This window comes from Cytobacillus solani, assembly GCF_001420595.1.
GTDB classification, from domain to species: domain Bacteria; phylum Bacillota; class Bacilli; order Bacillales; family Cytobacillaceae; genus Cytobacillus; species Cytobacillus solani.
In genome coordinates, this window is sequence record NZ_LJIX01000006.1 from 2,417,950 (window position 1) to 2,433,577 (window position 15,628).

General features: G+C 36.8%; 16 protein-coding genes. 4 read left to right on the forward strand and 12 right to left on the reverse strand.

The annotated features are described in order from the left end of the window. Positions 1-61: 61 nt before the first annotated feature. Positions 62-712, reverse strand: coding sequence for a spore coat protein (locus tag AN957_RS13905; protein WP_053476079.1), 651 nt, complete (start codon positions 710-712; stop codon positions 62-64). Positions 713-870: 158 nt separating this feature from the next. Between AN957_RS13905 and AN957_RS13910 the strand changes: the two genes are divergently transcribed. Beyond that, entirely contained in the window at positions 871-2,004 is a 1,134-nt protein-coding gene (locus AN957_RS13910) for a zinc-dependent alcohol dehydrogenase (RefSeq protein WP_056684694.1), read from the forward strand. A gap of 272 nt (positions 2,005-2,276) precedes the next feature. On the opposite strand, the gene AN957_RS13915 is transcribed toward AN957_RS13910, so the two are convergent. After that, the gene (locus AN957_RS13915) at positions 2,277-4,844 is read right to left on the reverse strand and encodes a DEAD/DEAH box helicase (protein WP_056684697.1); all 2,568 of its coding nucleotides are present in this window, start codon (positions 4,842-4,844) and stop codon (positions 2,277-2,279) included. Between the two features lie 198 nt (positions 4,845-5,042). On the opposite strand from AN957_RS13915, the gene AN957_RS13920 reads away from it, so the two are divergent. Beyond that, positions 5,043-5,576 (forward strand): YceI family protein, encoded by a 534-nt coding sequence (locus AN957_RS13920; RefSeq protein ID WP_053476082.1) that lies wholly within the window; start codon positions 5,043-5,045, stop codon positions 5,574-5,576. Positions 5,577-5,829: 253 nt separating this feature from the next. Here the strand turns inward: AN957_RS13920 and dacB are convergent, their stop codons facing one another. Further along, positions 5,830-7,308: a D-alanyl-D-alanine carboxypeptidase/D-alanyl-D-alanine endopeptidase gene (dacB, locus tag AN957_RS13925; protein WP_053476083.1), complete on the reverse strand. Its 1,479-nt coding sequence runs from the start codon at positions 7,306-7,308 to the stop codon at positions 5,830-5,832. A gap of 132 nt (positions 7,309-7,440) precedes the next feature. Between dacB and AN957_RS13930 the strand changes: the two genes are divergently transcribed. Further along, entirely contained in the window at positions 7,441-7,698 is a 258-nt protein-coding gene (locus AN957_RS13930) for a YpbS family protein (protein WP_053476084.1), read from the forward strand. A gap of 65 nt (positions 7,699-7,763) precedes the next feature. Here the strand turns inward: AN957_RS13930 and AN957_RS13935 are convergent, their stop codons facing one another. The 6 genes from AN957_RS13935 to AN957_RS13960 all read right to left on the reverse strand — a co-directional run bounded on the left by AN957_RS13935 (position 7,764) and on the right by AN957_RS13960 (position 12,222). Then, positions 7,764-8,081 carry an MGMT family protein gene (locus tag AN957_RS13935; protein ID WP_075209150.1) on the reverse strand — a complete coding sequence of 106 codons (318 nt, stop codon included), beginning with the start codon at positions 8,079-8,081 and terminating at the stop codon, positions 7,764-7,766. Positions 8,082-8,107: 26 nt separating this feature from the next. Next, positions 8,108-8,632, reverse strand: coding sequence for a mismatch-specific DNA-glycosylase (locus AN957_RS13940; RefSeq protein WP_053476085.1), 525 nt, complete (start codon positions 8,630-8,632; stop codon positions 8,108-8,110). 114 nt (positions 8,633-8,746) lie between these two features. Continuing rightward, entirely contained in the window at positions 8,747-8,938 is a 192-nt protein-coding gene (locus AN957_RS13945) for a YbxH family protein (protein ID WP_053476086.1), read from the reverse strand. A gap of 96 nt (positions 8,939-9,034) precedes the next feature. Continuing rightward, on the reverse strand, positions 9,035-9,472 hold the full coding sequence (locus AN957_RS13950; protein WP_053476087.1) for a peptidylprolyl isomerase: 438 nt from the start codon (positions 9,470-9,472) through the stop codon (positions 9,035-9,037). Between the two features lie 305 nt (positions 9,473-9,777). Further along, the gene (locus AN957_RS13955) at positions 9,778-9,972 is read right to left on the reverse strand and encodes a hypothetical protein (RefSeq protein ID WP_053476088.1); all 195 of its coding nucleotides are present in this window, start codon (positions 9,970-9,972) and stop codon (positions 9,778-9,780) included. A gap of 180 nt (positions 9,973-10,152) precedes the next feature. Further along, on the reverse strand, positions 10,153-12,222 hold the full coding sequence (locus tag AN957_RS13960) for a transglycosylase domain-containing protein (RefSeq protein WP_053476089.1): 2,070 nt from the start codon (positions 12,220-12,222) through the stop codon (positions 10,153-10,155). Positions 12,223-12,426: 204 nt separating this feature from the next. On the opposite strand from AN957_RS13960, the gene AN957_RS13965 reads away from it, so the two are divergent. Then, positions 12,427-12,702, forward strand: a complete 276-nt coding sequence (locus AN957_RS13965; protein WP_053476090.1) for a hypothetical protein — start codon at positions 12,427-12,429, stop codon at positions 12,700-12,702. 11 nt (positions 12,703-12,713) lie between these two features. Here the strand turns inward: AN957_RS13965 and AN957_RS13970 are convergent, their stop codons facing one another. From AN957_RS13970 to AN957_RS13980, 3 genes are all read right to left on the reverse strand, one after another. Further along, the gene (locus AN957_RS13970; protein WP_053476091.1) at positions 12,714-13,979 is read right to left on the reverse strand and encodes a glycosyl hydrolase family 18 protein; all 1,266 of its coding nucleotides are present in this window, start codon (positions 13,977-13,979) and stop codon (positions 12,714-12,716) included. Positions 13,980-14,113: 134 nt separating this feature from the next. Further along, a complete protein-coding gene (locus AN957_RS13975) occupies positions 14,114-14,692 on the reverse strand; it encodes a TerD family protein (RefSeq protein ID WP_053476092.1) in 579 nt (192 codons plus the stop codon). Between the two features lie 95 nt (positions 14,693-14,787). Beyond that, positions 14,788-15,369, reverse strand: coding sequence for a TerD family protein (locus AN957_RS13980; protein ID WP_053476093.1), 582 nt, complete (start codon positions 15,367-15,369; stop codon positions 14,788-14,790). Positions 15,370-15,628 lie beyond the last annotated feature (259 nt).

Below are 15,628 nucleotides of genomic sequence, written 5' to 3' on the forward strand. Positions count from 1 at the left end.
AAAATAGCAAATTTTATCTCATAAACAAAGGCGACCCCCGATTATGGGATCGCCTAAACGATTAATGCGCTGTATCAGGATTTTGCATTTGCCCATTCATTGGAGCAGGTGCAAAGGAATTGACTAATTGCTCCATATCCTGTTCGGCAAGCTGCGGTACTTGATAATAATGATGTTTATTTTGATATACAGCCAGTTCATAAGCCATTTCAATGCAGTTTGGAACGGAGTCGGCAATGACTCTTCGTACAACAGGATTGGTTATCTCTAACGCAGCCAGTGCTTTTGAGCCTGCTCCTGCTTTTAGTGAACCAAGCATATAGCTGGAAATACACTCATCAGTAAGTTCGGATGCGGATTGTAAGGGTTTTTTCGGCTGGGAAGGCTTTAATCCGTATACAAAATCATTACCTTGTGTCATATTGTAAGGCTGCATTCGGATTGCAGGGTCTTGTCCAGTTTTAAAACAATCTACTGTTGTATTGTACTCTGTTTTCATATATTGAGTTTGTCGATCAAGTATATTTAACAGCTCTGGGTCCTTTACATGGGGACGCAGCAATGTATACAAATCTAATGTTCCAATTGTACCTGATAATACTTCATGTACATCAAATACTTCATGCCCGCCGTGATTTAATTGTTGATTAACCATACCTGTATGCATATTTTGATGCATCTGACCTTGGCCTTGCTGGTTTTGGAATTGCATAAGTCTCCTCCTCATAATAAAAAATCACTGTTATTTTGCGACTGAATGTAATTATTATTCATTTAACTAAATTTGGAGCAGTACCAATATTTAATGGAGTAAGGAGATGTTACAGGTGAATACTAAATTGAAGATAATTTTTGACTGGAGTGTTGGGAATGAGAGCTGTAACGTATCAAGGACCGAAAAATGTTTTAATTGACAATATAGATGAGCCTTCAATAGAAAAGAATGATGATATTATCGTTAAAATTACCTCAACCGCTATTTGCGGGTCTGATTTACATTTATATCAAGGAAATATGCCCCTGCCTCCAGGTTATGTCATAGGACATGAGCCGATGGGAATTGTAGAGGAAGTTGGAGCAGAAGTGACTAAAGTAAAAAAAGGTGATCGGGTGGTAATCCCATTTAATGTGGCTTGTGGTCATTGTGCGTACTGTGAACAGGATTTAACAAGCCAGTGTGACAATTCAAATCCACATTATGATTCAGGAGGCTATTTTGGCTATTCTGAAAAATACGGAAACTATCCGGGAGGGCAGGCAGAGTACTTGAGAGTCCCTTTTGGAAATTTCACCCCATTTGTAATTCCAGAATCGTGTGAATTAGAAGATGAATCATTGCTTTTTCTATCTGATGTACTTCCCACAGCATATTGGAGCGTCATCCATGCTGGCGTTAAGAAAGGAGATACTGTCATTGTCCTTGGCTGCGGTCCAGTTGGCTTGATGGCACAAAAATTTGCTTGGATGCAAGGGGCGGAACGCGTGATTGCAGTGGATTATTTAGACTATCGTATGAATCATGCGAAAAGGATTAATCATGTAGAGGTATATGAATTCACGAAATATCCTGATATGGGTGAGCATTTAAAAGAAATTACCCATGGTGGTGCAGACGTTGTTATTGATTGTGTTGGAATGGATGGAAAAAAATCTCCGCTTGAATACCTTGAACAAAAGCTCAAGCTTCAAGGCGGTATCCTTGGACCAATTCAAATGGCAACAAAGGCTGTAAAAAAAGCAGGTACAGTTCAAATGACTGGTGTTTACGGGGGGAACTACAACTTATTTCCATTAGGGGCATTTTTCGTCAGAAATATCACCTTAAAAATGGGACAGGCTCCTGTGATTCCATTTATGCCCAAGCTTTATGAAATGATTAAAAATAAAGAATTTGATCCAACAGATATTATCACACATAAGCTTCCTCTCGATAAAGCTGGTCATGGTTACCAAATCTTTAATGACCATGAGGATAACTGTATTAAGGTAGTATTAAAACCGTGAGTGGTGTTTTTTCCTTTGAGTTAGTGATTGAGTGTAATTTTCTGATATAAAAGGCATTTCGGTAACCAATACCTTTGATTGAGGACTAATTTAGTGAAAGTCTGTAGACTTAGGTAGTCAATAGGACTGATTCAGTAAAGTTTCGGTAGAATTTCTTCCACTTAGGTATCCAATTGGGCTGATTGAGGACCATTCTAATAAAATTTTATCACCAACGGTTGTCAATAGACTTTAGATTGGCTACCGTTGGTGATTTACTATGGGTCATTATGTTAGTCCCAGTATCTTCTTCTTGGTTGGTTCATATGGCAATTATCGCATATGTGGAATTCATGCTCCCATGGGAGTTTTTTTCCACATCGCCGGCATTTCTTCGTCATATTTTTCACATCTGTCTTTAATCTTTCGTGTACATGGTCACTAATTTCCTCCCTCAGCCGTTCCCAGTAAAGTGCTTCGGTTCGTTGATCCAAACGGTATAAAAACAGGAGATGGAGGCCAATTGCTTTATAGGATAGCTCTAATTCCTCGAGATTTCGTTTTTTAATCCTTGGCTCTGGAAGTTCGGAATTATTTAAGATCGCATACATTGTTTGTTCCCATTGCCAGATTAATTCAGGTTCTTTTTTTGAAAAAGGAAGATGCAAAAATCCATAAAGATCCATTATTGACAGCCTAGCTTCGATTTCAGTTCCACGGATCCGGTTATAAAGATCCATCTCTTCAGATAATGAAGCTTTCTTTGTTCCATTCGGACTTTCGAATTGCTCCCATAGCTCAAAAAAAGTTTCAAGATCATGGTAATATTTCTGAAATCTTTCAAAAATAGCATTTGTCGGAGCGACCGAAAAGGTTTGAACCGGCATATCTTCGGAATCAAGCAGTCTTTTCATCGTCCGAATATCCGAGACAAAAGCAACTTTTCCAACATTATATATACCCTTTCGTCCAGCCCTACCGGCAATTTGCTTCACTTCCTGTGATGTGAGCAACCTCCTCCTAGTTCCATCGAACTTTTCATTTTCAAGGAAAACAATTCGGCGAATAGGCAGGTTTAAGCCCATTCCGATGGCATCAGTAGAAACAATCACAGATGTTTCCCCTTGTATAAAACGCTGTACTTGTTTTTTCCTTGTCTCAGGAGGCATGCTTCCATAGATCATGCTTACAGAATGCTTAGTATTTTCAAGTCTTGAGGCTGTTTCAAGGACGCGTTTTCTGGAAAAACAAATAAGTGCATCTCCTTTTTTCACTTGATTAATCTTAAATTCTTTCTTTTCGACCTCAAGCGGAATGTCACGATTATATTCATATATTTCAATGTCCGCATCTCCAAGCAGCTGGAGAATCATTTCTTTTGCGCTCCAGCTGCCAATAATATGTACTTCCTTTGCATTGGCTTTCGTAATGGCTTTATACCAGGAGAAACCCCGATCTTTGTCATTTAGCATTTGCGCTTCATCAATGACAATACAATCATAGAATTCTTTTTCATGGAACATTTCAACGGTACAGGAAATATGTTTTGCTCCGGAGACGAGCTTTTCCTCCTCTCCCGTTTTTAAAGAGCAAGGGGTCCCTTCTCCATTCAGCTTATCGTATACCTCGAGTGCTAATAGCCGAAGGGGCGCCAAATACATGCCGCTATCAGCAGCTTTCATATTTTCTAATGCATGGTGCGTCTTCCCTGTATTTGTTTCCCCGATATGCAAGGTGTAGCGAATATTTCGTTCCACAGCAGGGTGATATTCTTGACCAAATATTTCATCAAGTATCCGTTCCTCTTCTTCCTTTTTACGCTCCATTTCTTCTTGCTCTTCTTTCCATTTCCGTTCCCTATCTTCTAATGCCTCTTCATATAACTTCTGATGTTCATTTAAATCAAAGGGAATCGTTAAAAGCTTAAGCAAGTCAGATATATATTCATCCTGAACGATCTCGATCAACTCATTTGCTAACGGTTCATACGCATATTCGAGTACGTTTTCAATCATCGATGTTAAAGTTGTTTCGGAGAAGGTATTTTTATACTCCTTTGCAATCGAATCAGGCAGCTGTTCTACCACCATTTTTGGGAGAATATCTGCTAAATATTCCGCATACAGTCTTTCATATCGATCATAATACGTTTCGTATTCAAAATAAGTTCGTCCATGGTACCGTGTTTTATGTATATCACCGGTAAGCTCGTGAAGGAAGTTTGATATTGTTGAAAAAGAAGTTTCATCAAACCCGCCAATTTCTACTAATTTTTCTTCCAGAGCAAAAGTATCAACAGGAGCGAATCTTCGTCTATTTTTCAAATCAGATGCAAACTGTTTTGCCGTAAAATGCCTGATATATAAATATAATGGCTCTTCATTCGCATCAATTATGTTATCTATTGATTGTTCTATGTGATCCTGCAGTCTTACCATTTCAATACGCAGCCTGTCTTCCTCCTCCTTTTGGAGAAAATCAGCATGTGCCTTTTTATATTGATTAGACCACAGTTCTGTTCGGTTATGAAACTTTTCATTTACCCATTGGTATGTATCAAAAGGTTTATATGTCCGCATTTCTGTTCGAAAAAGGTGATTAATAATCTTTCGGCTTACATTGTCTGTTTCAAACCCTTTTTCCAGTAAGAACGCTATTTTTTCTTGCTTCGGTACATTATTCGTTGCCTTATTTAGCCAGATATTTGTCCAAATTTGTTCAAGATACTGTTCCCTGTCAATAAGATAGTCCTCGAATGTAGGCATAATATTTTTGTTACCAAAATAATTATTCATGTCCTCTATTATTTTATTTTTTGTCTGTTCAATTGCATCAAGGTAAGTCATCTCCAGCTGCGTCATACTCTGAATCTCCTTCGATCGCTAGTTATTACCCCTTATTGTATCACTAGCCGAATAGAAACATGAACGTTATAGATTTTTATGAAAAAATAAAATAATTTGTTGACAAAAGCCTTGTTTCTTTCATATAATTTATCTAGAATTAAATTATCTTGAATTCAAGTTAAATCAATTCAAACAATATGGAGGCAAAATAAAATGACAAACACAAAATGGGCAATTGATCCGGTACACAGCAGTGTGGATTTTTCAATCAAGCATATGATGATCGCAAATGTGAAAGGAACTTTTAATAAATTTGATGCGGTGATCGAAGCAAATCCAGCAGATTTAACATCAGCAAATATTGAATTTACAGTTGATTTAGCAAGCATTGATACACGAAATGAAGATCGTGACAACCATCTTCGTTCTGGTGATTTCTTTGATGTGGAAAACCATCCATCCATGACTTTCAAGGCAACAAAAATTGTAAACAATGGCGATAATGAGTATGATTTAACTGGAAATTTGACACTGCATGGTGTGACGAAATCTGAAACGTTTACTGTTACTTATGAAGGATCTGGAAAAGATCCATGGGGAAATGAAAAAGCAGGCTTTACGGTTGAAGGTTCCGTTAAGCGCAGTGACTATGGTTTAACATGGAACTCTGCACTTGAAACTGGCGGCGTTTTAGTTGGAGATAAAGTGAAAATCAGTTTAGATGTTCAGGCAGCAAAAGCTTTATAAATAAAAGCAAAAAAGCGGCTCACCCTGTATGAGCCGTTTTTTTGCTTATCAGAGGTTTAGTGCATTAAAAAGTAAAAAAATGTGAAAATCGGTCACTAATAATTGTTTTGGTTACTCTTTTTTCCAATATAAGTAATTAACAGTCGCTAAAAGCAGATTTAGTGACCGTTTTTCCCATAATTAGTAAGTTTAAGTCTCCAAACAGTTGCTTAGTACTAAAATCCCCATTATTCTTTTACTGTGATTCATAAAATTATTGCTCTGCTAAAACTAAAGCTATTTTATCCTCAATCAATTTCCCTTTTGCATCGTTCAATAAATTGTTTAGGATGATTGAAAATATGAGCCTTTCCCCGCTTTTAGTATCCACATAACCTGATAGTGAACTAACCGAAGCAATTGATCCCGTTTTTGCTCTTACCTGCCATTGAGCAGGAGAGTTTAACATTCTGTTTCTAAGTGTTCCCCCGATCATCCTTTCAGGTGCTCCGCTAACCGGAAGTGAATGAAGAAAGTGATTAAACCATCGTTCCTTTTGAACAGCAAAAAGAAGGCTTGTTATTTCATTAGGTGGAACTAAGTTTATGTGGGAGATGCCTGATCCATCTCTTAATTCAATTGTATTGGTCCTGACACCCAATTCAGATAACTCAGATGCTAATACTTCCAGCCCTTTTTCCCAGCTTCCCTCTCCTTTAACCACTCTTCCCATTTCCTTAACCAATACTTCTCCATGGACATTATTGCTTAATTTCATAAAAGGAATCAGCAATTCAGATAAAGGCTTTGATTGATAACTTTTCAAAATTGAGGCGTTCATAGGTGTGGCAGCAAATCTCTGGCTGCCATCTACCTGAATCCCATTCTCTTCTAATGTTTGCTTAAATAGTTCAAGTGCAAAGTGTGTAGGCTCCCAGACAGCAATCCATTCTTTCTTGCTCTTTGCTTTCTCCGGAATCGTCCCTTCAACAATAATTGTATTTGTTCCATGTATACGCTCGATAGTAATAGTCTTCTCTTCATCTGATCCCACTGTTTTAGCATGGTTAATTATTTCAACATACTCAGTAGTGGGCTGAAGATCAATGGATGGCTCCTTTCCAATTTCAGTACCAGGCTTTACTTCAACAATTACTGTACCTGCATCAAAATCCTCGTCTGGTGAGACAGTTAGTGCTGATATTTGCGCTCCATAATAATAAGTTTCGTCACTCCAATTCATATCTCTTGAATAGCGAACATCATCATACCAAGTGTCATCTCCAATGAGATCGCCTTTAATTTCAATAATCCCTAGGGATTTAATATCCTTTGCCATTTGGTCAAAATTCGCCTTTAATAAAGTAGGGTCTCCTTTACCCCTTACATATAAATTCCCACTAAGTATATTCTTTTTCACCTCTCCATCTGTTAGTATTTCAGTTTGAAAAGTGTAATCTGCACCTAATATAGATAGAGCTGCAGCAGCTGTAAATAGTTTAAGATTTGACGCTGGCTTTAAACGGGTCTCGCCCATTTGTGAATATAGAATTTCACCAGTTGCCGCATTTCGGACGCTGATGCCAGTCAAGGCACCTTTTAAATCAGGTTCACTATGAATAAGATTATTTAGTTTTTGTTCCAGTCCAATGCTATCCTCAATTGCTTGTACAGGAAGTTGTTTCGAATGGATAAGTGAACAAATAGCTAGGATGAACATGATACTAATAGAAAGAATAAGAGTTTTTCTCAACTGAACCAGCCCTTTAAATGAAATCAGTAGCTATTTAGTATAGCCATTTGGATGGAAAAATAACATTTTCATCTTAACGGTTATAAAGTTAATTGGTATGATAGATTGTAATTGTAGTTGAGGGGTGAAAAAATGAGTGTCCATAAAGCGATAACCGCACATGTAAACAAGCAACATAAGATGATTACAACCTTCTTGGAGTTAGATCAAAAACGTGAGACTTATATTGAAGAAGCCATTTCAAATTGTAAACGAGACCTTGCATTTTCAACGGATAAAATAAATGCAGTAACCTCTATGATGAATGAGATTTCCAAGCAAGGCATTGTTCCAGCTAGAAAATACGTAACGTCTGAAATGGTTGAGGAATATGTAAATAGTATATTATAAGCTTTTAATAATAATAACCTGAAATGTACTTAACATTAAGTACATTTCAGGTTATTAAATGAGTTTTATTCGTCTTGTTCAGGAGAAAATTGAAACTTGGAGAGATTAATTCTTCCGTTATTGAAAAATTCCACTCCTTCGCTTTCGAGAGAAAGTCTTTGAATGGAATATTGTTCGTCGTCCTTTAATCCGATTTCTCCTTTTATATTGACAACTCGATGCCAAGGCAATCGATGTTTTTTGCTCATAGAATGAAGAATTCTGACTACCTGTCTTGCCCCTCTATGGCTGCCTGCTAATATGGCAATCTGGCCGTAAGTCATTACCCTTCCTGGAGGAATATTTTTTATTATTGCGACTGCCTTTTCTGTAAAAGTTTCCAAATGTCTGGCTCCTCTTCCCAGTTCGTTTAGTTTTCCACATTTTTTAATTCGCCTAATAACGGTGGAATTTTTTCATAAATAGCTACAACTTCATTCATTTTCATTCGTACTAGTCCACTTGATGAAGGGGCCACAAAATCAACGATACCTGGAATCACTGATTCCTTCTGTTTTCCCCAAGGCAGTGATTTTTTACCACTAAATTCCTGATATACTCCTTTTCCTACATAACAAACCATTTTCGGTTTAAGAGGCCTGATTTTCTTTTTCAGCTCTTCTCTACCCTTCTGATATTCTTCCTTCGTAATTTCATCTGCCGACTTTGTAGGTCTAGAAACAATATTCGTTAATCCATAACCAATATCTAATAATTTATAGTCTTCTTCTGCATCTAATTTTTTCTGTGTAAGACCTGATTCATGGAGAATTTTCCAAAAGCGATTATTTGGATTGGCAAAATGATGACCAGTTTCTGCAGATCGAATACTCGGATTAAAGCCAACAAATATAAGATCAAGGTTTTCTTTTAAATGATCCTTAATGGGGTTCAAAAAAGACACCCTTTCTTTTCCTATTCTTATTATGGAGAATACAAAAAAAGTATGACTATGTCTAGTCATTTAAAGAAAAAGAGCCTATAAAAATAGGCTCCAAGGCTTCAAAATTTATATCCCGTGTTGAAAGCAATAGTGGTTGACAAGTTCTTCAATTTGATTATGCTCAGGAAATTCACCAGTAAAATCAAAATGAACCTCTTCAATGAATTTACCATTTTTGGTTACATGTATAGCTCCACTCTTTCCTACAACACTGAACTCTGGCTCAAAACGATACCCATTTCTTTCGATTGCTCCCATAAGTACGACTCCTTTTTTTATTAGTATGGGATCTATTCGTTGAAAAAACACGGGAAAAGAAAAAGAGCCAAAAAAATTGGCTCCATCCTTCACCTATTATGCTTCTGTAACTTCGACCTTCTCCATTACGACTCCGTTAGTCATAGCTTTTACAGTTTCCATTCCAGAAGTAACTTTTCCAAACACTGTATGAACGCCATTTAAATGTGGCTGAGGCTCATGCACGATAAAGAATTGGCTTCCGCCAGTATTTCTTCCAGCATGTGCCATTGATAACGAACCTACTTCATGCTTATGTGGATTGCCTTCTGTTTCACAATTAATTGTATAGCCTGGTCCGCCAGTTCCTGTGCCATTTGGGCAGCCTCCTTGGCTAACAAAACCAGGAATTACACGGTGAAAAGTAAGTCCATTATAGAAACCTTCATTAGCTAACTTCTCAAAGTTGGCTACAGTTCCTGGAGCTACGTCCGGGTATAGTTCAAATTCAATTTTTTCTCCGCCTTGCATAAGTATGTATCCTTTTTTTGCCATGAGTAATCATCTCCTACTATTAAGTTCAGCCTTAATAATAACATTATTTACCCTTCAATTAAAAGTAATAGCATCAGAAATTGAATTAACTAAATAGCTCCATAAAAAAAAGTAAGATAAATACGATTAAACAGTAAAATGATACATGCAAGAATAAGGTTGTTAATCCAAATTTCAGATGATCTAAATTCTTTGTTTCTCTATTTGTTCTTGTTCGCATTATATCACCATCCTTATTTGAATAGTATATAATTCTAACTATTTTGACAATGACGTTTTGTAAATATTCAATCTAATGGTAAAATTTAGAATTTCTTATTGGCATTCTGCTGTTTTTTCATAACATCGTAGGATTTCTCAATAATATCAGTCAGCACATCACCTTTATAAATTCTGCCAAGCTTTGTATTTTGCTGATAATATTCGACAATTTCATCTAGCTTTTTAGACGTTTCATTTGCAATACGGACATTTAATTGAATACGTTTATCTTCACTCATAACAATGCAAAACCCTCCTGTAAATGCGATCTATCATACTGCTATCATTTGCTAGCAGTATGATAGTTGAGAAATAGCGATTGCTTTCAAATCGCTAGCTTAATAATCCATATTATAACACTCTGTGAATATAAAAGAAGAATAGTGTCCTTTTTTGAGGACTGCTATTCTCCTTTTATTTTAATTATTAAAAGTATTTTTCCATTTATCTTTAAGGAAATCGCCAAATTGGTCAAGCTCTTCCACTACATTCATCAGCTTTTCCTTCCATTTGGGTAGTTCTTCCTTTATTTTTTCAGCAGAATCCTTAATGGTTTGTTTGACTTCCTTTTGTTCTTTCTGTTGAGCTAGTTTCTCATTTACAGATTTTGTCGAGAAGTCATCTTTTTCAATATACGGAAGCGATTGCTCAAGGATTTCTCTAAATAAAGGGACAACCGTTTTCGTCGTGCTGCTCGATAAATAATGTTCACGATCTGTTTGATCATAACCTAACCATACTGCTCCGACAATATTAGGTGTGTAACCAACAAACCATTGATCTTTTGTACCATTTATATCATTGTAAGGCAGCTGTGTTGTTCCAGTTTTTCCTGCAATTTGAACGCCATCTATTTTCGTTGCTTCTCCTGTTCCAGATTCTACAACATTAAGAAGCATGGAATTCATTTGCTTGGCTACAGTTTTTGAGGTGACTTTAACTGTTTTTTTCTTCCTTTCAGCAATAATATTGCCAGTCGGTCCAACAATTTTAGTTATAAGGTGAGCATCATGTCGCTTCCCTTCATTTGGGAAGGTAGAATACGCTTCTGCCAGTTTCATTGGTGAAATTCCTTTATGCATTCCTCCTAAAGCAATCCCTAAATATTCATCCTCTTCCTCAAGCGGAATGCCAAAACGTTTTAAAGCATCAAGCCCTTTATCTAGCCCAATTTGATCAAGCAGCCAGACAGCAGGGATGTTTAAAGATTCTTCAACAGCTTTATACATTGGAACGTCTCCACCGTACTGTTTCGAAGAATTTTCTGGTTTATAGTCCCCGAAGTTCATTGGCTCATCCCTTAAGATAGAGGTTGCTTGGTAGCCTTCCTCTAATGCAGGTGTATATACGGATAAAGGCTTCATGGTTGAGCCTGGCTGAGCTTTAATGTGGGTAGCCCGGTTAAAACCGCGGAATACATAATCACCTCTGCCGCCTACAAGACCTCTTACCCCGCCTGATTGTGGATCTAATAATACGGCACCGCTTTGCACGAGGACACCACCTTTTCCTCTCGGGAATAGTGAATCCCTTTCATATATCTTTTCAAGATTGGATTGAAGATCTTGATCCATTTCTGTATAGATTCTGTATCCTCTTGTAAAAATTTCTTCTTGTGTTAGTCCGTATTGATTAATAGCTTCGTCAAGGACGGCATCAACATAATAAGGATATTTTCTTTCAATGAAGCTGCCATGTCCTTCCTCTAATTCAATTTTTTCAGAAATTGCCTCCTCATATTCACTGTCATTAATCATTTTGTGTTCCTTCATTTTTCCTAAAACGACATCTCTACGCTCGATCGCACGATCATAATGCTTAAAAGGGTCCCTTCCAGAGGGTGATTGCAATAACCCTGCAAGTAATGCAGATTCACTTACTGTTAAGTCTTTAGCACTTTTATTGAAATATTTATTCGAAGCCTGATCTATGCCCCAAGCTCCGCTCCCAAAATAAACTTGATTCATATACATCTGCAATATTTCATCTTTTTTATAGTTCTTTTCTATTTCGACAGCTAGAAACAGCTCCTCAATTTTACGTTTATACGTCTTTTCAGATGAAAGTAAAGCGTTTTTTGTTAACTGCTGAGTAATTGTACTTCCGCCTCCAGTTATTCTTCCGGCAAACAGATTTTTGAAGAATGCTCGTGCAATCCCCTTCAAATCAAAACCATTATGCTCATAAAAACGTTCATCCTCAATAGCTACAATTGCGTTTTTAACATAAACAGGTAATTCCTCAATCGAAACACCCTCTGACCGATTAGTAGCTAAATGGCTAGCAACTTCTTCATTTTTATCATAGATGACAGTAGATTGCTTTAATCCTTCCTTTAACGTTTCCACATTTGCAGTAGCGGCTATGAAGGCAAAAAAGAGTATGGTTAATAATACAAGTGTAAGTAAAATGAGCAGCAATATTTTTGTTAGATGCTTATTACGCCAAAACCTTCTAATTGCTTCCCAAATTGGCTGAATTCTTTTCATCGTATCTCCCTACTATATCCATTTCAAAGTTATATCTTTATAATAAACGAAAATGAGCCTAAAAGGTTTCATAAAGTGTCATTTTTGCTCTATAATAAAATGTCATTACGTGTTGATTGCTATTATTTATTATATATGTTATATTAGATATGCGATGAGCTAATTGCGTAAGCCGATGGACAGTCCTTCAAAGGAAATGCACGAATGTGGCGTGCAGTCATCGCCGCAATACGTAAAAAGACGCCTTATTGGCGTCTTTTTTTATACTCTTTTGTCTTTATGATAAAACAGAAAGAAGGAATGACAATGAAACGTAATAATAAATTCGAAGCGGATGAAGTTGTTATTTTAATTTCAACAGGAGAAAAAGTCACGATAAATAAATCTAGTTATATTGCAAATATGAAAAGATATTCTTATACCATTAAAGAAAATCCGAGTATGTTTTATTTTGAAGATGAATTGCAGACAATTGATTAATAACACAAGATTCACTGCGTAATTAGAAAGTTTTGATCCATAAAAAACCAATTTTGTGGAAATGCAAGGCTTAACTGCCAGTAGGTTGTACCTAAAAGACCGTATTGATCGATAAGCTTATATTTTTCTTGAAAGCTTCGAATATCATCAAACCAGACCATGTGTTCTTCCGCTCCATGCCAATAAGTAAACGATGGTGTAGCAGCCTGAGGATTGTAATTGATGACCGAACCAGTTGCAATAGATAAATTTTGTGCGCCAAGGAGAGAATGGGCACTCGTTTTGTTATCGGAAAGCCTCCAATCATAGCCATACAAAGGCAAGGCAATTTGCAGCTTTTGCGGATTAATTAAACTGGTTGCATAACGGATTACCTGTTCCATCCACCATAATGGTGAAACAGGATTTGGCGGTCCTGTTGGGTAACCATAGTCAATTGTCATGACAGCAACAATATCCGCTGCTCTCCCAATGGCTTCATAATCGTATGCTCCGATGATTCGATTCGTTGGAATGTCTTCTGTTTTTGCATGGACATTTACATGTAGAATGAGAGAGCCTAATGCTCCTTTCAATTCGGAAAGAAACAGATTAAAATCCAGTCTTCTTGGCGGAGGAATAAATTCAAAATCAATGCTTACTCCTCCATACCCTTTCTGTAAAATAAAACTCATTAAACTATTTATTAAATTTTGCCGATAACGCGGGTTTTCAAGTACTCTACCAATGAGATCCGGACTAAATTCGTCATTTACGAAATTTCTAATCATTAGAAGTGGAACGACATTCAGTCTTCTGCTTTCAGTAATAAGGTCTGTATCATCCAAAAGGATATACGCATATCCTTCATATGTTAATGAGTAGGAAACAATTGATAAATAGGTGAGATTACTAGCTATTTGATTTAGGACTGGCAGGAATGACTTTGGAGAATACGGAACGATAAAACCGAGAGTTTCCATTACTAATTTTAGTGGAGAAGGTATATTTACTTTTTGTCCAATTCTTAGCTGATATGGATTAATCCCTGGATTTGCCATTAGAATAAGATTAATCGATGTTTGAAACTTTTTCGCTAAATTGCTAATGGTATCTCCTAGTGAAACGATCTGTGACCTTATAGGTAAGCCATTATTAGGAATATAAAGTGCTAATCCAGGAATGATCGTTTCATTTTGGTTAAGCTGATTTGCCTCTATAATTGATGAGAGGGGTACCTGATAGCTCTGTGCGATTGACCATATAGATTCACCACTTTTCACGACATGAACTGTCATGATTTCACACCTCTTTTTCCACTCTTTTTTTAAGTTTATGGTATATCCTCCAGTTATTAGTACAATTAAGGATAAAAAAACCCCTTTCAAAAATTATTTGAAAGGAGCTTATTACTGAGAGTAGAAATGTATAACTACACCTGTAGACCATAATTTCGGCAAAGAGATGCAAGACCGCCGGAAAATCCGCTGCCAATGGCATTAAACTTCCAATCGCTTCCATGACGGTATAATTCACAGACAACAACTGCTGTTTCGATTGAGAAATCTTCTCCTAAATCAAAACGCAATAATTCCTGATTATTTGCATCATCCACTAAGCGTACAAACGCATTTGATACTTGACCAAAGTTTTGCATACGCTGATCTGCATCATGAATCGTAACAGTAATCCCAATACGATGAACATTTGCAGGGATTTTTGTAAAATCAACTACAAGCTGCTCGTCATCGCCGTCCCCTTCACCTGTACGATTATCACCTGTATGAATAACAGCTCCGCTTGGATGCTGCAGATTATTATAAAAGATAAAATCAAGATCGTTTTGACATTTATTATTTGCATCAACTAAAAAAGCGGAAGCGTCTAAATCAAAATCATGTCCGCCTTGGTATTTGTTTGTATCCCAGCCAAGTCCGATGATTGCTTTCGTTAATCCAGGATTTGTTTTTGTTAGGTCAATTCGTTGTCCCTTCGATAATTGAATTCCCATCATAAACCCTCCCTAAAATCTAGTTTAAAGAATGAGCCAGATAGAGTAATGTCTACCTGGCTTATCTATTTGTATAGCAATTAGCAATTGGGAAATTATCCTACCTGCAAACCGAAGTCTGTTGCAATACGAGCTAAGCCGCCTTGGTAGCCTGATCCAACTGCAGAGAATTTCCATTCACCTGAGTGACGGTATAATTCGCCTACAATAACTGCTGTTTCAATAGAGAAATCTTCTCCTAGATCGTAGCGAATAACTTCTTCGTTCGTATCTTCATTAACAATACGAACAAATGCATTCGATACTTGACCAAAGTTTTGCCCACGGCTTTCTGCATCGTGAATGGTAATAACGAACGAAATTTTTTCAATACTCGTTGGAACAGCACTTAAGTTAACTTTCACTTGCTCATCATCGCCGTCCCCTTCACCTGTACGGTTATCGCCAGTATGTACAACAGAACCATTTCCGCCTTCTAGCTGGTTATAGAAAATAAAATCCTTATCAGAAGCGCATTTGCCTGCAGAATCAAGAAGGAATATGCTTGCATCTAAATCAAAATCTTGGCCCCCATCATATTTATTTGTATCCCAGCCAAGCCCAACAATTACTTTTGACAGCCCAGGATTTGTTTTTGTTAAATCAACTTTTTGTCCCTTAGATAGTGAAATAGCCATAAACGCTTTCATCCTCCCAAATAATTAATTTACAAAATAACAGAAGTGAAAAGATATCTTTTCATCTACTAGTGTAACCGTTTTAATCTATTTACGTAAAACATTTACACCTATGTTCCCTTCTTATAAACCTATTCTACTAAAGTTAAACTTTACTGGCTACAATAATATATCAAAAATTTACCATTGTCGTTAAATTTATGGGATTTTCTCTATACACGTCTAGTGAGCAGCCCAATCTTGCAACCATTTCTTGTCT